At 73.0% G+C, this 20370-nt stretch carries 18 protein-coding genes and 1 tRNA gene; 11 read left to right on the forward strand and 8 right to left on the reverse strand.

All coding sequences use genetic code 11. The features are described from left to right. Positions 1–86: 86 nt before the first annotated feature. Both DPA01S_RS03945 and DPA01S_RS03950 read left to right on the forward strand, forming a co-directional pair. Positions 87–159 (forward strand) — tRNA-Thr (locus DPA01S_RS03945). A gap of 186 nt (positions 160–345) precedes the next feature. Then, the gene (locus tag DPA01S_RS03950) at positions 346–1149 is read left to right on the forward strand and encodes a crotonase/enoyl-CoA hydratase family protein (RefSeq protein WP_061914167.1); all 804 of its coding nucleotides are present in this window, start codon (positions 346–348) and stop codon (positions 1147–1149) included. 26 nt (positions 1150–1175) lie between these two features. Here DPA01S_RS03950 and DPA01S_RS03955 read toward each other — a convergent pair whose 3' ends face one another. Continuing rightward, positions 1176–1874, reverse strand: a complete 699-nt coding sequence (locus DPA01S_RS03955; RefSeq protein ID WP_157076955.1) for an IclR family transcriptional regulator — start codon at positions 1872–1874, stop codon at positions 1176–1178. A 256-nt stretch (positions 1875–2130) separates the two neighbouring features. Between DPA01S_RS03955 and DPA01S_RS03960 the strand changes: the two genes are divergently transcribed. From DPA01S_RS03960 to DPA01S_RS03975, 4 genes are all read left to right on the forward strand, one after another. Continuing rightward, a complete protein-coding gene (locus DPA01S_RS03960) occupies positions 2131–3297 on the forward strand; it encodes an acyl-CoA dehydrogenase family protein (protein WP_061914171.1) in 1167 nt (388 codons plus the stop codon). Between the two features lie 104 nt (positions 3298–3401). Next, a complete protein-coding gene (locus tag DPA01S_RS03965; RefSeq protein ID WP_061227573.1) occupies positions 3402–4463 on the forward strand; it encodes an acyl-CoA dehydrogenase family protein in 1062 nt (353 codons plus the stop codon). Between the two features lie 12 nt (positions 4464–4475). Then, positions 4476–5675: a CaiB/BaiF CoA transferase family protein gene (locus DPA01S_RS03970; RefSeq protein WP_061914193.1), complete on the forward strand. Its 1200-nt coding sequence runs from the start codon at positions 4476–4478 to the stop codon at positions 5673–5675. 82 nt (positions 5676–5757) lie between these two features. Next, positions 5758–6648: a hypothetical protein gene (locus DPA01S_RS03975; RefSeq protein ID WP_061227509.1), complete on the forward strand. Its 891-nt coding sequence runs from the start codon at positions 5758–5760 to the stop codon at positions 6646–6648. A gap of 102 nt (positions 6649–6750) precedes the next feature. Here DPA01S_RS03975 and DPA01S_RS03980 read toward each other — a convergent pair whose 3' ends face one another. Continuing rightward, the gene (locus tag DPA01S_RS03980) at positions 6751–7584 is read right to left on the reverse strand and encodes an HNH endonuclease family protein (RefSeq protein WP_061914173.1); all 834 of its coding nucleotides are present in this window, start codon (positions 7582–7584) and stop codon (positions 6751–6753) included. 331 nt (positions 7585–7915) lie between these two features. Between DPA01S_RS03980 and DPA01S_RS03985 the strand changes: the two genes are divergently transcribed. The 3 genes from DPA01S_RS03985 to DPA01S_RS03995 all read left to right on the forward strand — a co-directional run bounded on the left by DPA01S_RS03985 (position 7916) and on the right by DPA01S_RS03995 (position 13147). Beyond that, positions 7916–9901: a glycosyltransferase family protein gene (locus DPA01S_RS03985; RefSeq protein WP_061914175.1), complete on the forward strand. Its 1986-nt coding sequence runs from the start codon at positions 7916–7918 to the stop codon at positions 9899–9901. 119 nt (positions 9902–10020) lie between these two features. After that, positions 10021–12117, forward strand: a complete 2097-nt coding sequence (locus DPA01S_RS03990) for a DUF6541 family protein (protein WP_061914177.1) — start codon at positions 10021–10023, stop codon at positions 12115–12117. 91 nt (positions 12118–12208) lie between these two features. Next, the gene (locus DPA01S_RS03995; RefSeq protein WP_061227505.1) at positions 12209–13147 is read left to right on the forward strand and encodes an SDR family NAD(P)-dependent oxidoreductase; all 939 of its coding nucleotides are present in this window, start codon (positions 12209–12211) and stop codon (positions 13145–13147) included. 11 nt (positions 13148–13158) lie between these two features. On the opposite strand, the gene DPA01S_RS04000 is transcribed toward DPA01S_RS03995, so the two are convergent. The 5 genes from DPA01S_RS04000 to ppgS are packed head-to-tail and all read right to left on the reverse strand — an operon-like array spanning position 13159 to position 17021. After that, positions 13159–13923, reverse strand: a complete 765-nt coding sequence (locus tag DPA01S_RS04000) for a superantigen-like protein SSL4 (RefSeq protein ID WP_061914179.1) — start codon at positions 13921–13923, stop codon at positions 13159–13161. 11 nt (positions 13924–13934) lie between these two features. Further along, the gene (locus DPA01S_RS04005) at positions 13935–15587 is read right to left on the reverse strand and encodes an alpha/beta hydrolase (RefSeq protein ID WP_061227503.1); all 1653 of its coding nucleotides are present in this window, start codon (positions 15585–15587) and stop codon (positions 13935–13937) included. Then, the gene (locus tag DPA01S_RS04010; RefSeq protein WP_146193791.1) at positions 15584–15853 is read right to left on the reverse strand and encodes a hypothetical protein; all 270 of its coding nucleotides are present in this window, start codon (positions 15851–15853) and stop codon (positions 15584–15586) included. Before DPA01S_RS04010 ends, DPA01S_RS04005 begins: the two co-directional genes overlap by 4 nt. 20 nt (positions 15854–15873) lie before the next feature. Next, positions 15874–16260, reverse strand: a complete 387-nt coding sequence (locus tag DPA01S_RS04015) for a DUF2304 domain-containing protein (RefSeq protein ID WP_061227501.1) — start codon at positions 16258–16260, stop codon at positions 15874–15876. Beyond that, positions 16257–17021 (reverse strand): polyprenyl-phospho-N-acetylgalactosaminyl synthase PpgS, encoded by a 765-nt coding sequence (gene ppgS / locus DPA01S_RS04020; RefSeq protein ID WP_232302994.1) that lies wholly within the window; start codon positions 17019–17021, stop codon positions 16257–16259. The genes DPA01S_RS04015 and ppgS overlap by 4 nt, the downstream gene beginning before the upstream one ends. A gap of 63 nt (positions 17022–17084) precedes the next feature. Here ppgS and DPA01S_RS04025 point away from each other — a divergent pair, with 63 nt between their 5' ends. Further along, entirely contained in the window at positions 17085–17981 is an 897-nt protein-coding gene (locus DPA01S_RS04025) for a glycosyltransferase family 2 protein (protein ID WP_061227500.1), read from the forward strand. Between the two features lie 98 nt (positions 17982–18079). Next, complete coding sequence (locus tag DPA01S_RS04030) at positions 18080–18430, forward strand: hypothetical protein (RefSeq protein WP_061227499.1); 351 nt, start codon at positions 18080–18082, stop codon at positions 18428–18430. A gap of 32 nt (positions 18431–18462) precedes the next feature. Here DPA01S_RS04030 and DPA01S_RS04035 read toward each other — a convergent pair whose 3' ends face one another. Beyond that, positions 18463–20274, reverse strand: a complete 1812-nt coding sequence (locus DPA01S_RS04035; RefSeq protein WP_061227498.1) for a WXG100 family type VII secretion target — start codon at positions 20272–20274, stop codon at positions 18463–18465. Between the last annotated feature and the right edge of the window lie 96 nt (positions 20275–20370).

Below are 20370 nucleotides of genomic sequence, written 5' to 3' on the forward strand. Positions count from 1 at the left end.
GGAGTGACGGCGGAGGCGTCCCGGCGCGGGCCGTTTTTCGGCTCAGGGGGTCCGTCGGATATAGTTGCGTCGCCCCACAAGGGCTCGCCGCGTTAGCTCAGTCGGTAGAGCATTTCACTCGTAATGAAAAGGTCGTCGGTTCGATTCCGACACGCGGCTCCGCAGAGAGTTCCTCAGACCCCCGGTCCTCACGGCCGGGGGTTCTGTCGTTCCGCAACCGTGCGTACGGGCGGACCCGAGACGGCGGTGATCGTTGACGGTGACGCGCCGGGTCGATACTGTCGGGTAACGGTTTACGTAGTTAGATAGCGAGCCGGTTTCCGCGACCACGAAAGAAGTCCCCTCATGGCCTCAGCGCCCCTGCTCGTCGAGCGAGCCGACCACATCGAGACGTGGACCCTGAACCTCCCGGACACCCGCAACCCCATCTCGGATCCGGCCATCGTCGACGCCCTCTGTGGGCAGGTTGCGGTGGTCAATGCCGACCATGATGTGCGCGCCGTGGTGCTCACCGGCGCGGGTTCGGCGTTCTCGGCGGGCGGCAACGTGAAGGACATGGCCGACCGGGCCGGCATGTTCGGGGGTTCGCCGTATCAGCTCCGCGACGGCTACCGCCACGGGATCCAGCGGATCCCCCGCGCCCTGTACCACTGCGAGGTCCCTGTGGTGGCCGCGGTCAACGGGCCGGCCGTCGGGGCGGGGTGCGATCTCGCGGTGATGTGCGACCTGCGGGTGGCGTCCACCAGCGCGTGGTTCGCGGAGAGTTTCGTGCAACTGGGCATCATCCCCGGCGACGGCGGGGCCTGGCTGCTCACCAAGGCGATCGGTCCGGCGCGTGCGGCGGAGATGGCTCTCACCGGCGACCGGGTGCAGGCGGAGCAGGCCGCCGAGTGGGGCCTGGTCAACCAGGTGGTCGACCCCGACGACCTGATGGACTCGGCCCGCGGTCTCGCCGCCCGGGTGGCCAAGAACCCGCCGCACTCGGTCCGGATGGCCAAGCGACTGCTGCGCGAATCCCAGCACCAGTCGCTGGAGTCGCTGCTCGAGCTGTCCGCGGCGATGCAGGCCCTGGCCCACCACACCGAGGATCACCACGAAGCGCTCGCGGCGTTCGGGGACAAGCGCGCCGGTCGGTACGAGGGGCGGTAGCCGGCGGCGGCTGCGGGCCCTTCCGGCTACCGGAGGCCCCACGAGGCCGCGTGCTCGAGGCACACGCCCGCGAGCTCGTCCTTGCGGGCGAGGATCTCGGCCCGACTGCCGATCACGCCGACCGTCGCGATGGTGCGGCCGCGCTCGCGCAGTGCGACGGAGACACCGTCCCCGCCGTCGACGGCCACGCCGGGCGCGAGGCAGACCCCGGTATCGATCAGGTCGTCGAGAGCGGCGAGGAACCGGTCGACGTACTCGGCGTCCTCTCCGGGCCGCGAGTTGAGGTAGGCCCATACGTCCCGCCGCTCGCGGTCCGCGAGGAGTAGCCACCCGGACGAGGTCCGCAGCAGAGAGCGACGCAGTTTGTTCTCCGCGAGGTAGGCGTAGTGCGGGTCGGAGGAGACGAAGTCCACGTAGAACAGGTCGTCGCCGACATCAGTCGACAGAGTCGTCGTGAGTCCGGTCTGTGAGTGCAGCGCCTCCAGCTGCTCGTGGCTCACCGAGGTGACAGGTGGCCGTCCGGCGATGACGTTGAGCAGGTACGGAGCGGTGCCGAGCGTGTAGACCCGGTTCCGCTCGTCGAGATACCCCACGGCGACCAGGCCGTTGAGGAGCCCCTGGGTCGAGCTGATGGGCGCGTCGAGGGCCTTGGCCACCGCGGTCAGCGTCATCCCCGAGCCGGAACGCGCGACGAGTTCCATGATCGCGGCGACCCGGTCGACCATCCGGTGGCGTGGTCGTTCGCCGGTCCGGCCGGCGTCGCGCGCGGAGTCGCCGCCCGTCGTCTCGCTCTCCGTCATGAGGTAACAGTATCCGGCCAATTGGAAGTCGGCGCTTCGATTCCTAGACACGTACCTCATTCCGCCAGTGCGTAAAACGCGCAGCCGTGCGATGCTGGTCCCGTGCTGCCGGTCACTACCGGCGCCGGGAATCCCCGGACCGGCGAACCCCGGTCACCGCACCCCGACCCGAGGAGCACCGATGAGGTCCGCGCTCGCCCCACCCACGACCCTGGAATCGGCGGAGATGACCGCCCTGCGGGCGGAGGTCCGTACCTTCCTCGCGGACGAGATCGCGGCGGGGCGACTGACCCCGTGGATCGACACCTGGCTGACCAGGTGGGACGAGGACTTCACGCGCCGACTGGCCGAGCGTGGGTGGGTCGGGATGACGATCCCCACCGAGTACGGCGGTCGGGGACGCACGTTCCTCGAGCGCTTCGTCGTCACCGAGGAACTGCTCTCCGTGGGCGCACCGGTGGCAGCGCAGTGGGTCGCCGACCGGCAGATCGCCCCATCGCTGCTGCGCTACGGCACCGAGGAGCAGAAGCGCGAGTACCTGCCCAGGATCGCGGCGGGCGAGTGCTGCTTCGGCATCGGGATGAGCGAGCCGGACTCGGGCTCCGACCTCGCCAGCGTCCGCACGAAGGGCGTGAAGGTCGACGGCGGCTGGTCGATCACCGGAACCAAGGTGTGGACGTCCGGCGCCCAGCACGCCGAGGCGTTCATCGCCCTCTGCCGGACCGAGCCCCTCGACACCACGATCCGCCACGCGGGCCTGAGCCAGTTCATCGTCGATCTGCGCAGCGAGGGGGTGACCATCCGGCCGATCGTGTCGCTGTCGGGCGACCACCACTTCAACGAGGTGATCCTCGACGAGGTGTTCGTCCCCGACGCCATGGTGTTCGGGGCCCTCGGTAACGGGTGGGAGCAGGTCAATTCCGAGCTCGCCTTCGAACGCAGCGGCCCCGAGCGGTTCCTGTCCTCGTTCCGCCTCTTCGCCGCCGAGATCGGGGCGGTCGCGGAGGGAGCGCTGCCCGCCCGCGCGGACCTGGGTCGGTCGGTGGCGCGGATGGCCGGCCTGCACTCGCTGAGCCAGAACATCGCCGGCGCGCTCCAACGAGGTGAACCCGCCGACACCGCCGCCGCGCTGGTCAAGCTGCTCGGCACCACCACGGAGGGGGACCTCGTCGACGCGGTCTCCACCGGCCTCGGCGACGAGTTCCGGCCGGGCGACGGCGACGCGGCGGCGTCCGAGCTGGCCGACCTGCTCCGCGCCGGACTCCATCAACGCCCCGGCTTCACGCTGCGCGGCGGGACCAACGAGATTCTGCGCGGCGTGATCGCGCGGGGACTGGGGATGCGATGAGCCACGCCACCACTGATCTGCAGACCACCACCGACCAGCAGGCCGCCACATCCGACCAGCAGGCCGCGACCGCCGACCTCGCCGTCGACGAGGACCTTCTGGCCATGATGGGCGACGTCCTGGCCGAGCACTCCGGCCCGGGCATCGAGCCGGACCCCGCGGCCGTGTGGCGGACCCTGGCAGAGGTCGGCCTCGCCCGGCTCACCGCCCCCGAGACCTCAGGTGGCAGCGGTGCCGGTTGGGCCGAGGCGGCTGCCCTTCTCCGCCTGTCCGCGGCCGCGGGAGTGGCCGTTCCCTACGCCGAGACCGACCTCGTCGTCGGGCCCCTCCGCCGCGCCGCCGCGCTCGACGACACCTCCGCCGGAACGGCGACCCTCGCGGTGCTCGGCCCCGACGGACACGCACGGAGGGTCCCCTGGGCGGGTGCGACCGACACCGTCCTGTTCGTGCGACCGGCAGGAGGGGACGACGACGAGGTGGGCGGCCGCCCGGCCGGCGGGTACGAGGTGGCCGAAGTGCGGACCGGCCGGACCGGCGTCGCGGCGGCCCGAGGGGTCTCCGCGGTCCCGCTGGCCGACGTGACGCCGCCCGAGGACGTCGAGTGGACCGCCGTCGAGCCGGGCCCGGTCGAGGTCGCAGTCCTGCGGGGAGCGTTGGCGCGAGCGGTGCAGTGCCTGGGCGCCGCCGAGGGGATGCTCGACTCGGCCGTCGCGCACACCACCGAGCGGACCCAGTTCGGCCGGCCACTGGCCCGATTCCAGTCGGTGCAGAACCTCGTCGTCGACATCGCCGCGGAAACCGTCCTCGCCCGGGCGGCGGCCGATCAGGCCGTCGCCGATGCACTGGCCACCGACCTCGCCGGTCCGCTGTCCGGATTCCGGGTGGCCGTAGCGCGAAGCGTCGTCTCGCAGGCGCTCGCCGTGGCCGTCCGCAACGCACACCAGGTCCACGGCGCGATCGGGACGACCCACGAGCACACCCTGCACCGCGTGACCCTGCCCGCCCTGCAGTGGCGTGGGGAGTTCGGCTCGGCCGCCTACTGGGAGTCGCTGCTCGCCGACGCGGCGGTCCGCGACGGCATGGACGGTGCGTGGCCCCTGATCGTCGAGGGCGCCCCGGTGGAGAGCCCCGCCGCCGCGTGGCTCGACCGCGTGACGGGAGCCTGAGCCGTGACCGACATGCCGCGCACCGGCGCGCTCACCGACATCCGGGTGGTGGACCTGTCCCGCGTCCTCGCCGGTCCCCTGTGCGGGCAGATGCTCGCCGACCACGGTGCCGACGTCATCAAGGTCGAGCCCCCGGACGGGGACGAGACCCGCGGGTGGGGGCCGCCGTTCGTGCGGGCCGACCACAGTGCCTACTTCGACGGGCTCAACCGCAACAAGCGCAACGTGAGCATCGACCTGCGCACCGAGGACGGGCAGGCTCTGCTGCGGCGGATGCTCGAGGGCGCGGACGTGGTGATCGAGAACTTCAAGGCCGGGACCCTCGAACGGTGGGGGCTGGCGGACGAGGTGATCGCCGAGCGGTTCCCGCGACTGATCCACTGCCGCATCACCGGGTACGGCGTCGACGGCCCCCTGGGCGGGGCGCCGGGCTACGACGCGGTCCTGCAGGCGCTGTCCGGCCTGATGAGCATCAACGGAGAACCCGAGGGCCCGGCGATGCGGATCGGCATCCCGCTGGTCGACATCGTCACCAGCCTCAACGCGATGAACGGGATCCTGCTGGCGCTGCACGCCCGCGAGTCGACCGGGCGCGGGCAGTTGATCGATCTCGCGCTGCTCGACAATGCCGTGTCGATCCTGCACCCGCACGCCGGGAAGTGGTTCGCGAGCGGCGAACAGCCTGTCAGGACCGGGGTCGCCCACCCGACGATCTGCCCCTACGAGACCTTCACGTGCGTGGACGGTCACTTCTTCATCGGGGCCGGCAACGACCGCCAGTTCCGTTCCCTCGCGGCTGCGCTGGGCGCGCCCGACCTCGCCGACGACCCCCGTTTCCGCACCAACTCCGACCGGCTCGCGCACGCGGAGGAGCTCCGGGTGATCCTCGGGGATCTCGTCGGCTCGATCGGCCGTGAAGACCTCGCGGCTCGGCTCCGCGCCGCGGGAGTGCCCTCCGGGGCGGTCAACCAGGTCGGCGAGGCACTCGAGATGCCGCACGTCCTGCACCGCGAGATGGTGGTCGAGCGGGAGGGGTACCGCAGCGTCGGGATTCCGGTGAAGATGTCCGAGACGCCCGGGTCCGTCCGTTTCGGCCCACGCCCTCGCGGGGCGGATACCGACGAGGTGCTCACCGGGTTCGGGATCGGCCGGGCGGAGGTGGCCCGCCTGCGCGAGGCGGGCGTGGTGAGCGGCGGGGACGGCCGCCCCTGACGGCGCCCCTGACCCCGGCGGACGGCGCACCTGAACCAGCGTTCTCGGTACCCTCGGAACCAGTACCGAGAAAGGTCGTGTCGTGGAATTCCTCCTCATCGCCGCAGTGATCGCGGTGGCCGTCGCTGTGATCTCCCGCAGCCAGAACAAGGGCCAGACGCAGCTGGAGGCGCACCACAACCGTCATCTCGAGGACTACCGCGCCGAGGCGTCCCGCTGGATCGAGCGGCTCGGCGGGCAGGTCTTCAATCTCGACGGCACGGACGAGGCGTCGAAGCAGGCGATGGCCGACGCCTCCGAGCGCTACACCGCCGCCGTGGCGGAGCTGGAGAAGGCGCGCACGCCCGTGCAGGCCCAGCTGGCCAAGGACACCGCGCTGGAGGGCCTGTACTACGTGCGCGCCGCCCGTTCGGCGATGGGCCTCGACCCCGGCCCTGAGCTGCCGCCGACCCCCGGCCAGGATCGCGCCGGCCGGGTGACCGAGGACCGCGAGGTCGAGGTCGAGGGCCGCAAGTTGAAGGCCGCCACCGACCCGAGCGACGAAACCCCGCACTACTACCCGGGTGGTGTCGTGGCGGGCCGCCCGGTGCCCGCGGGCTGGTACTCGGAGCCCTGGTGGGCGTCCGCGCTGGCCACCGGCGTCTGGACGATGGGCTCGATGATGATGTTCAACATGCTGTTCGCCGGAATGGCGGGCGTCGGCTACTCCGGTGAGGATTTCGCGGCCGGGGTCGGCGAGGGCGGCGCCGACGTCGGTGACATGGGCGGCGCTGACGGCGGCGACGGCGAGGGCTTCTTCGACGGCGGCCTGTTCGGCGGCGACGGTGGCGAGGGCGGAGACGCCGGTGGTGACGGCGGTGGTTTCTTCGACGGCGGGCTCTTCGGCGGCGATGGCGGAGGGGGAGACGGCGGCGGCGGGTTCTTCGACGGGGGTCTGTTCGGCGGCGACGGCGGCGGCTTCTTCGACTTCTGAGCGGCCGGATCGATCAGCCCGGGCAGGTCGACCAGCCCGGGTGCGCCGCTCAACAGTCCGCCCGGCCCGCCCGGCCCGCCCGGCCCGCCGGGCCCCCGGGCGTCAGCAGCTCGCCAGGATCCGGTCCATCGCGTCGCGCTCGGCGGCCGTCACCCACAGCCCGTAGCGCTCCTTGACCAGCACCTGCCGTGACACGTAAGAGCAGCGGAACTCGCGACGCGGCGGTAGCCATGTGGCGGTGTCGCCGTCGCCCTTCTGCTGATTGGCCCACCCCGCCACGGCCATGAGGTTCAGTGGGTCGTTGGCGAAATCGCGCCGCTGTTCCTCGGTGAGCTGCTGGGCGCCCTTCTGCCACGCGTCCGACAGCGCCACCACGTGGTCGATCTGCACCTCCGAGGAGGTGTCCTGTCCGCGCGTGAACTCGATGCGCTCCCCGGTGTACGGGCCCTCGAGGACGCCGGTGAGGACCACGCAGTCGCGGGTTCCCGGCCGGAAGGTGAGGTCCGTGAGGTCCCGCTTGAGGATGTCGTTGCGGGTGTCGCAGCCGTTGCGCCCGAATTCGACGGACACGTCGTCGGTCCAGGACTGGCCGAACAGGTCGCGGTCGTAGCCCGTCCTGGGCGCACGGCCCTTAACCTCGAGTTGCGGTAGCGCCACCTTCGCGGCGATGACCTGCGGGTCGCCCGACAGGTCCGCTGGCGGCGCGGGGTCGGCCGGCGGCGCGGGGTCGGCCGTTTTGCCCGCGTCCGGCGCGGGCGAGGCCGGTGGGATCGGCGACGACGACGAGACGGGCCCGCCCGGATCGACCTGCGAGCTCTGGGGAGTTCCGGTCGTGCCGGGAGCGCCGTCCTCGGCTTCCGCGCACCACCCGATCCCCGCCAGCATGGCCACACCGAGAACGACTGCACCGACTGCACGAGGGGTTCCGGAACTCATGCGGGGCACCCTAGCGACGGCCTCGGACATCCCCGCCCGCGGCAGGGCATCAGCAGACGCGGCTGCGCATCAGCGGGAGCGCATGCACGCGGCCCGGCCCACAGCCGCTCTCCTCCCTGGCGTCTCGCTCCCGGCGCTGGCGTCTCGCTCCCGTGGATGCGCGGGATATCCATCGTCGCTCCTCGCCATGGCGTCTGGCCTGCGCAGGGGGACGGGCGAGACGCCATGGCCGCGCGCGGCTGTGGCCGAGGCGGCGTGTGCGGACTTTCCCGGCCGACGCGCGCGGACACCGAAGACTCCGGGGCCCGGGATCCGGCTAGCCTTGCCCGCGATGCCGCCCGCGACCCCCGACCGCAGCCCCGCACCCGCCGAGACGGATCCTGCCGCCGAGACCGGTCCGTGCACCGAGTCCGCGCCCGCGCCCTCCCGCCCCGTGCTCGGCCGCCGCGCATTGCTCGTGTCCTGCGCGTTCGTGGTGCTGGCGGCCACGGGGGTGCGGCTGTGGGTCGCGGCGGCGGGCTGGTTTTACTGGGACGACCTCATCCTCCACGGCCTGGCCGCCCGGCACGCGTGGCCGGATCCGGACCTGCTGTTCACCGACCACGACGGTCACCTCATGCCCGGCGGGATGGCCCTGGTCTGGCTGTCCGCCCATCTGGCGCCGCTGGACTTCCGGATGCCGCTGCTGCAGATCGCACTGCTCCAGCTGGTCTCCGGCGCGGCGCTGGCCCGCATGCTGTGGGTGCTGCTGTCGGGGCGGACGGCCCTGCTCGTCCCGCTGACGGCGGCATTGGCGATCCCGCTGGGCCTGCCCGCCGCGACATGGTGGGCGGCGGCGCTCAACGCGCTCCCGCTCACCGCCGCGATGGCGTTGGCCGTCGCGTCGATGGCCCTCCTCGCGCGCACGGGCAGGACGCGGCACGCGGTGGGTGCGGCGATGGCCACCGCGCTGGGGCTGCTGTTCGTGGAGAAGGCCCTCATCGTCCCGGCGGTCGCGGCCGTCGTGCTGCTGGGCGGGTGGTGGACGACGAGCGGAACGCGCGCCGACCTGCTCGCACTGTGGCGGCGGACCCGCGCCGCCTGGCTCGCTCAGGCCGTGATCGTGGCGGTGTGGGCGGCGGTCTTCCTCGTCGTCGTCGGCCGTCTCGGCGGGGGCACGCTCGACCCGGACCCGAACGGGGCGGCGAGTGGCGCGGCGAGTGGCGCGACCGGCTCTGTAGGCCCGGCAGACGGGGCGGGAGGCGACGGCGCACCACTGCGGTTCGCGGCTCTGGTCGACCACGCCTACCGGCTGGCAGTCGCGCCGACGCTCGGCGGAGGGCCGTGGCGGTGGGATCGCTGGCACCCCGGTCCGCCGATGGCCGACCCGCCCCTCGCCGCGGTGATCGCCGGAGCGGCCGCGTGCGTGGCCGTGCTGGCGTGGTCGCTGACCACCCGACGCCGCACCGGCGCGATCTGGGCGGGCGCGGCGCTGTACCCGCTGGTCCCGGTGGTCCTCGTGGCGGTCGGCCGCGCCGGTCCGGACACCGCCGCGGAGATCGTCCAGACGCTGCGCTACCACTCCGAATATCCCGTCGTACTGGCCGCGGCGGCAGCCCTCGCCCTGGCGGCCCCGCGGCGTGGAACCGGGCCGGCGACCCGAGGCGGGCCGCACCGCACGCACATCGCACCGACGCGCGGCGGGTGGCCGGTCGCGGGCGCGCTCGGCCTCGTGGCGCTGCTCGCCTCGACCGCGGTCTCGACCGTCACCTACCGGCAGACCTGGGCCGAGCAGCCCGCCCGCGACTACCTCCAGCCGCTGCTCGCCGCGCTGCACGACCGCACCGAACCGCTGCTGGACAAGGACGTCCCGCCCGAGGTGCTACTGCCCGTCGCGGCCCCCGCGCACCGGCTGTCCTGGCTGCTCGTCGGTGTGTCCGGTGTGCCGGAGGTGGGGGCGTGGACCCGTGAGCCGGTGGTGATCGATACGGGCGGTATCCTCCGGCCGGCCGACGTGGTGCCCGGCCGCTCGCTCCCACAGGGCCCCGACCCGGGCTGCGGCCACCGGATCGACGCGGACGGCGCCCGGATCGAGCTGGACGGGCCGCTGATCGGGCGCGACTGGGTGGTGCGGTTGCACGTGTTCGCGGAGGCCGACGGTCACGTGTCCGTGCGCCTAGACGACGGCGAGCCCGCGGTCGTGCCCGTCGAGGCGGGCCTGGGCACGGTCTACGTGCGTCTCGTCGGCGGGGGGAGCGGACTCACCGTCTCCCCGCTCGCGGGGCTGTCGGGGCTGTGTCTGGGCAGCGGACCGGTCGGGGTGCTCGTGCCGCGCTGAGGTCTCCCGACGCGGTGGCCCATAATGGGCGGGTCGGCAAGGCGGGACACGAGACGAGCCCGCGGGCCGGGACGAGACGCTGACAGGGCGGGGAACGGAGGCAGGTCATCGACATCGCGATGGTCATGATGACCCTCACCGCGCTCCTGGTGGTGCCCGGCGTGATCGTCGGCACCGCCGCGCAGCTGCCCCTGCGGCTGTCGGTGGCCACGTCGATCCCCGTCTCCTTCGGTATCGCCGCGATCGCCGGTTACGTCTACGGCCGGATCGGCGTGCCGTGGTCGTTGGGTGGATATGTGGTCGCCACGGCCGCCACCGCCGCCGTCGTGGGTGCGGTGGGGTTGGCCATCACCGGGGTGTTGTGGATGGCGAGACGACGACGAGCGCGCCGATCCCGGCCGGCGGAGGGGCGTGGCGGTCGTCGGCGCGCGCGGTGGTGGCTGCTGCCGGGTGCGGCGGTGCTGGTCAGCGCCTGGCTGATCGGGCAGATGATCATCACGGAGCTGTCGGCGATGCCGGGCGGCACCGCGAACATCTTCCAGGGGTGGGACGCCCACTGGCACGTCAACTACATCCGCTTCATCCACGACGTGGGCCTGGCCTCGCCTGATCAGGCCGGTGCGCTGCGGTACCCGGAGAACGGCGCGACGCTGTACTACCCGAGCACGTGGCACGCGATCGCCGCGCTCGTAATGGGGTTGTGCGGCATCGGGGCGGTCGAGACGTACAACCTCGTCCAGATCGGCAGCGTCGCGCTGGTCTTCCCGCTCGGCGTGGCGGCGCTGGCGTGGCTCATCACGCACCGGTCTTTCTCTCGGCCGGTCGTGGCCACGTCTGCGGCCGTCGCCGCGATGGCCACCCCGCTGTTCCCCGGATTGCCGTTCGTCGAGGTGATGGTGGCCGCTACCCCGTCCGCCGTGGCCAACGGGATGGCCGGTCTCGGCGCCGCGGTCGTGGTGGCGGCGCTGGCGGACCGGCGGCTCATCCCCGCCGCGGCACTCGGCCTGGTCGGCATCGGCGGCGTCCACCCCTCGGCGATGGTCACCGCCGGGGCGTTCGTGCTGTTCTGGTGGCTCTTCGACGGGCTGTGGCGGCCGGTGCGCGGGCGGGTGCGCGACTTCGTGGTGCTGGCCGGCATCGGCCTGGCGGGGGTGCTGACGCTGCTGCCGCAGGTCCTCACCGTCTCGGAGGAGGCCGACGACATCTCGGCGTTCGAGTTCGAGATCGGCGCCGATCGCGCCGCGACGTGGGGCAAGGCGGTCGCCCTGCAGGTCCGGCACGTCGAGGACTGGGGCGTGCGCTGGGTGCTCCTGTCTCTCGCGGTGCTGGGGCTGCTCGTCATGCTGCGCCGCCGCGTGGTGTGGCCGCTCCTGCTGTGGGGCGGTCTGCTCGTGGTGTGCGTGAACGCCATGAGCGTCTTCGGCAACTGGACCGGCGGCGTGCTCCGAGGGATCGGCAGCATCTACTACAACGACCCCCGCCGGATCGGGGTGGTGCTCGCCGTGGTGGTGGCCGCCGCCGTCGGCGTGGGCGTGGCCGCCACCGTACAGGGCCTGGCGGGTTGGCTGGGCCGGCTCATGGACCCCGTCACCGATCCCGAGGGCCGCGGCGTGGAGCTGGCGCGGGTGGCCGTGGCGCTGGCCGCCCTGGTCGGCGTGGGCTCGTGGGTCGTCCAGGCCTCGCCCGAGTACGCCTCCGCGGCCGGCACCAGCCAGCGCTGGGGCCGCATGGTCGACCAGCACGACCTGCGTGCTTTCCAGTGGTTGTCCGAGCAACCGCAGGCCTACTCAGGACTGATCTACACGAACCCCGACGAGGGCTCCGGGTGGATGTACGCCACCCATGGCCTGCCCTCGACGGCGCGGCACTACCTGCAGCCCGGTTCCACAGCCCCGCTGACGACCTACCTGTTCTCCCGGATGGACCGGGCCGGCGAGGACCCGCGGGTCGATCAGGCGCTCGCCGACCTGGGCGTCACCTACGTGTACGTCAGCCCGCCGAACTACTGGGGGTTCCAGGGGCCCAACAAGCACCTGCTCGACCTGACGACCACGCCCGGCCTGGTCACCGTGTACGCGGATTCTCAGGTACGCATCCACGCCGTGCGCGCCGCGTTCACCGACGCCGAGCTCGCGCAGATCCTGGAGGACTCGCCGTTCCCGCCGGAGCGGCGGACCCCGCTCACCAGGGCGACGGAACTCTACGGGCCGGAGTGAGCTCGCGGGGAACCCCGCGGTCGTATCGTGAACACTGTCCTCCGACAGGGGGGAGCGGCGGCGGGGCCCGTCGCACGAGGGAGGGGAACGTATGCGTGCACTGGTGACGGGCGGGGCCGGGTTCATCGGCTCAACCCTGGTGGACAGACTGTTGGGCGAGGGCCACGACGTGACGGTGGTGGACAACCTGTCGCGGGGGCGGTTGGAGAACCTCGCGGCCGCGCGCGAGGCGGGTGACCGCTTCGTCTTCCACCAGTTGGATCTCACCGACCCGGCGATCGAGGACGTCGTCGCGGAGGCCCGGCCGGAGGTGATCTTCCACCTGGCCGCGCAGATCGACGTGCGCCTGTCGGTCGAGGACCCGGTGCACGACGCCGAGGTCAACGTGGTCGGCACTGTCCGCCTCGCGGAGGCCGCGCGCAAGGCCGGTGTGCGGCGGGTCGTCTTCACGTCCTCCGGCGGGTCGATCTACGGACCCGTCACCGAGCTTCCGGTCGCGGAGACCCGCCCGGTCGATCCGCTGAGCCCCTACGCGGCGGGCAAGGTCGCCGGTGAGATCTACCTGGAGATGTTCTCGCGGCTGTACGGCATCGAGTGGGCGGGCGTGGCGCCGGCGAACGTGTACGGGCCGCGTCAGGACCCGCACGGCGAGGCCGGCGTCGTGGCGATCTTCTCGCAGCGTCTGCTCGCCGGGCAGCCCACCCGGGTGTTCGGCGACGGTGGCAACACCCGTGACTACGTGTTCGTCGACGACGTGGTGGACGCCTTCGTGCGCGCCGCCGAGGTGCCGGCCGCCGCCGGTCTGCGGTTCAACGTCGGCACCGGGGTGGAGACCACCGACCGTGGACTGCACTCGCTGGTCGCCGAGGCCGCGGGCGCGGCCGACGATCCCGAGTACGCGCCCGCCCGCCTGGGCGATGTCGCCCGCTCGGCGCTGGACGCCGGCCGCGCGGCCGAGGTGCTGGGCTGGGTCCCTCAGGTGACGATCCGTGAGGGCGTGGCCCGCACGGTCGACTACTTCCGCGACTGATCCAAGCGGGTTTACTCGCCCCGCTCGTCGCCGTCGGCCTCGTCGGCCGGCTCGGCCGCCCCCGCCTCCTCTGTGGTCCGAGCCTCGGCCGCGTTAGCGTCGAGCGCGGCGGCTCCGACGGTGTTGGGCTGGGGGAGTACGTTCGGGCGGGGGAGGAACGGCCGCAGCAGGTCCGGGAAACCGGGCGCGGGCCGGGCACCGTCGGGCTGCCGCACCTCGAGGCCGCCCTGACCACCCTGCGCGCCACCCTCACCCTGGTCGGCCTCTCCGCCGCCTGTCTCGCCGGTGCCGGGGCCCGCGCCGGGGGCGTCCCCCGGGGCGCCCTCGGTCCCGGCGCCCCCGCCGGGGTCCGGCGCGGGCGCCGCCGGCGCGACGGGGACGGCGGGCGCAACGGGCGCGACCGGTGCCTGACGGACCGGCTGGACGGTGGCGTCCTGCCGCGCGGGGGCCGCGGTCGGCACGGTCGTCGAGGGCGCCTGCGTCGCGACGGGCGTGGAGGTCGCCTCCTCCGAGGCCGTCTCGGTGGGCGGCTCGCCGGTCTCCTCCGAGGTGGTCTCGGTGGTCGTCTCGGAAGTGGTGCTCGCGATCGGCTCGGCGGTGGGGCCGCCGGTCTGGGCGGCCTCCACCTGGGCGCGGGCGCGCTCGACGGCCTGGGCGCTGCGGTGGGAGTCGTACCAGAGACCGGTCGTGATGAGGCTGACGGACAGGACCCCCAGTGCGCTCATCCCCACGGCGGTGAGGGACGGGCGGGTGAACCTGGTGTCGAGCGATGCCATAGGCCCCAGTATCAGACAGCCTCCGTGCGAACGCCAACACCTTCCCCCGCCGCGCGCGTAGCCGGCGGGACGACCGTCAGTCGTTCGGGCGCTTCCCAGGTGACCTCGGCGTCGCCGTAGGGTTCGCGGTCGCGGTGCAGCCAGAGGCCGGCGACATGCCGCCGGAGGACGGGCAGCAGTTGGCCGTCGTCGCCGCGTCGGACGGAGGTGTGGCGGGCGCGGATCTCGCGTTCGCGCCACAGGGGTACCGGACCGCCGAGCATCACGGTGAGCATCGCGCGGAACGCGTCGCAGTCGCGGTCGAACACCCCGCCGTGCCCGCGGGTGCCGTAGACGGGCGTGCCGTCGGCGAAGTAGCCGGTGTCGAGGCGCGCGCCGCCGTCGCCGAGGTCGGAGTGCGACCACTGCCGCCGCAGCCCGAAGCGGACCTGGAGCAGCTCGACGGGATCGCCCGGTGCGGTGAGGGTGTAGCGGCGCACCGGGCCGGGGGCGCGCCAGTCCGACGGCCCCGTCACCCCCACGCCGAGGTCGGGGGATTCGGCGTAGATGACCCGGTCGGCGCGCAGGCCCAGGCGCTCGGCGGTGCCGACGATCCGCCCGCCGTAGGAATGACCCACCACGGTCAGAGCGGCGCCGGGGCACTCGATCTCGATCACCCGGTCGACCTCGCGGCAGAACCGGACCAGCCGCGGCGCCATCGTCTCGGCGTACCGCGGGTTGCCGGCGTCGGCCATGATGTCCTGCGGGAACTCGCCGTCGAGGAACGCGATCACCGCCAGTCGGCCGTCGGCGGCGTCGACGAGGTCCACGGCGACGTCGGTGTTGACGTGCGACATGTCGAGGTTGGTGCCGGTGCCGGGGACGTACACCGCGACCGCCTCGGTGCGCGGCCCGAGGTCGCCCACGACCTCGATCATCCGGCCACCGCGCCGCGGGGAGAAGGCGGGGAAGGAACGACGACGACGACGAGCGTCCCGCCGCGCCATGGTCTCCAGTCTCCCTATGCGCGGGGACCACGGGGTGCCCGCCAGCTGCTCACGGTGGAGGGCCCTGCGCACGGCCACCGCGTTGGCGCGGGCCCGCATCGGCCAGGGCACGCCGTACGTCCCGCCGACGGCCTCGGGCTCGGCGAGGGCGAGCACGCGCCTGTCGGCGACCGGCAGGTGCTCGATCCGCGAGTAGACCTCCTCGGGCTCGGCCGTCGCCCACCCGGCCACGGTCGCGGCCGTGTCGATGCCGCCGGGCGCTATCCCGGTGGCCCCGCTGCCCTCGGCGCTCGGGTCGGCGCGCCCATCTTCCGCGGGCCCGGCGGGCCCCGCGAGCCTGGCCAGGTCGGCGAGCGCGTTGTGCCGGGCCCGGTCCAGCCGCTCGCGCTGCCGGGCGCGCTGCGGCGCGGGCAGGGGATCCGGGCCGTCGAGGTCGTCGACGGAGTCCTCGGCGAGTTCGACCAGCCGGTAGACGCCGGCAAGCTGTTCGTCGAGGCCGCGGGCCTCGCCGTCGATCGCGTCGGCGAGGGCGTCGAGCGCGGGGGATCGGGTCGGTGCGGTGAGCAGGGCGTCGCGGGCGGTCGCGAGGGCGTCTCGCGTCGCCAGGAGGGCGGCGGCCAGCTCGAGCAGCGCGACGACCCGGGCCGGCGGCGGGTTCTCGGGCAGTGCCCCGGTCATCGGATGCCTCGGTGCGGTTGGGACGCGGCCACCGCGCGGGCCGCCTCGCCGGCCGACGCTTCGGACAGCGTGCCGTCCGCCAGGGCGCCCGCGATTTCGGTCAGTCGCGCGATCCTGTCGGCGGCGGGGCTCAGGAGGGCGCGGACCTCGTCGTCGTCGCCCCTCTCGGCCCCCGCCGTGTCGGACGCGTGCCCGCCTCGGGCGCGGTCGAGGCGAGCGCCCGCCACCTCGAGGCGCCGCAGCAGGCGTGCGGCTTCGCCACGCACGGCGTCGTCCACGGGCGGGGTCAGGGCCGCAGCGGGTCGTCGTCCGCCGCCGGCTTCATCGCGCGGACGTCGACCGTGTCGTCGGGACGCACGGCGTTCTGCAGGGCGAGGGTGCGCGCCAGGCGCGAGTAGCGCAGCTCCTGCTCGCGGAACCGCACGTAGGTGGAGACGGTGACAAAAGCGAAGCCCATGACCAGCGCGTACAACACCAGGTCGGTGCCGCGCTGCACGCCGAGGGCGTTGGCGATCACCGTGAGGTCGTCGGGGCGGATCACGGCGTACACCATGAACACCACGAAGAGGACGAACCCGATCTTCACGCCCGCCTTGGCCCGCGCCTTCCGGCGGTTGGCGAGGAAGAACAGCACCAGTGCGGCGCCGGCCAGCAGGAGCAGGACCTTGATCATCGGGGCAGCCTCCGTCCCACGAAGCCGTCGGAGAGGATGTTGATGCCGTTGAGCAGCGACTGCCCCTTGGACATGGAGTATTCGGTGTAGAGGATGTCCACCGGCTGCTCGGCGACCCGCCAGTCGTGCGAGTCCATGAGCTCCACGAACTCGCTGGCGTGGCTCATGCCGTTCATGCGCAGGTTGAGGTCCTCGGCGACGCGGCGGTTGAACACGCGCAGCCCGTTGTGGGCGTCGGTCAGGCCGAGCCGTCGGGTGCGGGGGCTGAGCAGCACCACCGTGCGCAGGACCAGGCGTTTGATGAGCGGCACCTGGTCGTCCTCACCGCGCGGGCGGCCGAAGCGGGTGCCCACGATGATGTCCACCGGCTCGCTGCGCAGCCGCTCGACCATCGCCTGCACGTCCTTGACCTGGTGCTGACCGTCGGCGTCGAACGTGACGAAGTAGCGGGCGCCGGGCTGGGCGCGGGCGTACTCCACACCGGTCTGGATGGCCGCCCCCTGGCCGAGGTTGACCGGGTGCCGCACCAGGTGCGCGCCGGCGCGGTGGATCGCCGAGGCCGAGTCGTCCGCCGACCCGTCGTCCACCGCCACGATGTTGGGGAACGTCTCGCGCGCACTGCGCAGCACGTCCTCGATCACGGTGCCCTCGTTGAAACAGGGCACGATGAGCCACACATCGCGGTTGCCGACGGGGCCGTGGCCGCCCGCCGGTCGGTCCGCCGCTCCCGGCTCGCTGTCCCGCACTCTGTCACCCGTCATCGCGGGTCGATACTATGCGATCAGTCGGACAACCCGGTGATGAGAAGGACGGCGGTTCCCCTGATGGCCATTGACGTGATGCTCCCGTACTACGGGGACGTCGACCACTTCAAGAAGGCCGTGGACAGTGTCCTCGCCCAGACCTACCGGGATTTCCGCCTCGTCGTGGTGGACGACGGCTACCCGGATCCCGAGCCGGCCCGCTACATGGGCGAGATCACCGCGCGCGACGAGCGGGTCTCGTACGAGAAGAACGAGGTCAACCTCGGCGCGAACGGCAACTACCGCAAGTGCGTGGAGATGGTCACCGCGCCGATCGTGGTGATCATGGGTGCCGACGACGTCATGCTGCCCAACTACCTCCAGGTGGTGGCCGACGGGTTCGCCGCCGTGCCCGACGCCGCCGTGATGGAGGTCGGCGTCAGCGTGATCGACGAGAACGGTGCGCCCGTGCGCGGCCTGTCCGACTCGGTCAAGGCGTTCACGCAGCCCAAGACGCAGGGCCGCACGGTGCTGCACGGCGAGAAGCTCATGACCTCGCTCATGCACGGGAACTGGACATACTTCCCGTCCCTGGCGTGGAACTCCGAGTGGGTCAAGCGGATCGGTTTCCGCGAGGGACTGGACGTGGTGCAGGATCTCGCCCTGCTGGTGGACGTCATCACCGGCGGCGGCCACATGATCTACGACCCGACGCTGGCGTTCCTCTACCGGCGTCACTCCGCGTCCGACTCGTCGGTGCGCGCGTTGGACGGGCGCCGGTTCGACGAGGAGGCCCGCTTCTTCGGCGGCGAGGCCGACGCCTTCGCCGCCCGCGGGTGGAAGAGTGCAGAGCGCGCGGCGCGGCTGCACGTCACGTCGCGGCTCAACGCACTGTCGCTGCTGCCGACCGCCGCGAAGGCAGGCAAGCTCGCCGAGGGCGGGAAGAAGCTGCTCGGGCACACGTTCCGCAAGTTCTGAGCCGACAGGGGCGACCCCGGTCGTGTCAGTGGTGGCGTTCCTGGCGATGGAGGCGGTGGTCACCGCATGACCGGGGTGGTGGGTGCGGTGGGGTCGTTGTGATCCCCGCGTCGTGGGTGCCGCACCGGCGTGACGACGGCGAGGTGGTCGGCTGGATCGACATGGCGGTCGCCGAGCCGCTGGTCGTGCCGATCGACAGACTGGGCCGGCCGCTGGACCCGGTCGACGACTGGCACGAGGCCGAGCAGGTCCTCGAGGGAGTGGGCCTGCGGTTCCTCATGGACCGGTATGTCATCGACGAGGGCGACCGCGAGACGGTGGTCCGCATCGCGCATGTCTACGAGGACCGCATCGTGCTCTCCACCGCGCTCACCGACGCGATCGAGGAGGTCGGCCGCGAGATCGTGGTGCCGTTCCCGGCGCCGGCGACGTTGCGCGGTCTGAGCTGAGCCGAATCGGTCTCCCGGCCACGGTCCCTGCGCTACGGTCCTTTGGCGCCGCCGCCGGTGTAGTCGCGTCCGAGGGTGCGGCCGCGGTACGGCGCGGCGCCGTCCCGGCCACCCTCCTGTGCCGGCTCGTCCACGGTCCGCCCCAGCACCGCCGGTGCGACCTTGACGGGGTCGCCGATGATGGCGGTGGTGTTGGTGGCGTTGGTCAGGTAGCCGGCGGGGGTGTGGCCGCGACGGTCCGAATTCTGTCCGGCCCCGGCCGCGCCCATCATCGCGCCCATCGGCATCGCCCCTGCTCGCGGACCGTTGGCCGTACTGGTCGACGACGACGAGCCCATCGTCCCCGGGCCCGTTCCCGCCGTCCCTCCGGGGGCGGAACCGGTGCCGGGCACCCCGGCGGTCGGGCCGCCCGTCCCGGGTCCGGCTGGCCCGCCGGCTGCGTATCCCGCCAGCGTGCCGGCGCCGCCCATCCGCGAGGCCCCCGCACCCGCGGCTGCGGCGCCACCGCCGCCCACCAGCCCGGCGGTGGAGCCGAACCCGCGATCGCGGCCCCGGTTCTCGGTCCCGCCGCGCAGGCCCCGGATCCCGCCGGCCCCCGCGCCCCCGGCGGGCTGGCCGGCCGTGCCGGTCACCGGGGCCATGGGCGCCGCCGCCGCGGTCGTGGCCGCGTTGATCCCACCGCCCGTGCCTGCCTGACCCGCGCCGGGCTGTCCGGCGACCGCGGCGGCTGGCCCACCGCCGTCCGCGGCGCCCGAGCGGGCGGCCAGCAACGCCTGGTCGGTGGCGGCATCGCGCGCCGGGCCCGGCAGGCTCGTCGTCGCCCCCGCGCCATCGGCGGCCCCGCCCGTCGGGCCGCTCGGCTCGGCGCCGGTTGCGCCGGTGAGGGCGGCGAGCGTGGCCGGGTCGGGCGCGGCCGGCTGCGCCGGGCGCGTGATGCCCTCGGTGTTCCAGATCCGCGCCATGTCGATCCCGCCGGGACCGCCCAGTGCGGAGGTCGACACCACTCGGTACGCCGCGGTGAAGTCCAGGTCGTCGAGGTTGGCGTCCATCACCGCGGGGCTGTATTCGGTGTTGACGATCGCCCGCGCCTGCTCCTCGGCGGCGTGCCGGGCGGCCTCGACGTCCGCCTTGACCGACGGCGCCACCGGGCCCGCGAGCCGGCCGAATCCCGGGGTGCGGTTCTCGGCGAGGGCGACGTCGGCGGCCTCCGACGCGATCCGCTGGCGGGTGGTGGCGAACCCGCGCTGTGCCCCGTCGGCTTTTTCGGCGACTGCGGTGAGCTGGCCGGCGAGGGCCGCCGCGGAGTCTGCCAGTCGGTGGGTGGAGAAGGTCGCCTGGTCGGCGAACTCGCCCTGCCAGGCGTGGCCGAGGAGGTTGCCGAGTCCGGACCGCAGGGTGGTCGCGGCGTCGTCGAGCACGGTCGCCGCCTGGGTCATCCGCGCGGCGATGGTCGCGAACTGCTGGGGCTCCAGGGCTTGCGCGGCTTCGGCCATCCGCTCCAGCGGCGAGGTCGACACGTCCTCGGGGCCGACGCGGCCGTAGCCCCCGAGCGTGGTGGTGCCGTCGGCCGCGTCGAGCAGCGCGGTGGTCGACCCGAGCGATCCCATCAACCCGAGGCTCTGAAGCCCGACCGGCTCTTCGGCGGCCTTACCCAGCGCGGCGGCGACGGCCTCGTCCTGCGCCTCGATCAGACCTCCCGCAGCGGCGAACAACATCGACATCGCCCGCGCCTGATCTACGAAGCCGTTCAAGAGCGTCCGCAAGTCCTCTTCAACGAAGAGCGAGTAGACGGTTCCGATCTGTCGCGCCGTGTCGAAAGCGCCGGGGCTGGGAACCTGGCTCATTTGCCACTCGTCGGCCATGGAAATTGCCAGGGCTTTCACAAAAGAATCACAAAGCTTCACACATTCCTGTGCGACGCTTGGCCCCAAGTTAACCGG

It is taken from the genome of Dietzia papillomatosis NBRC 105045, from assembly GCF_001570845.1.
Classification (GTDB): domain Bacteria; phylum Actinomycetota; class Actinomycetes; order Mycobacteriales; family Mycobacteriaceae; genus Dietzia; species Dietzia cinnamea.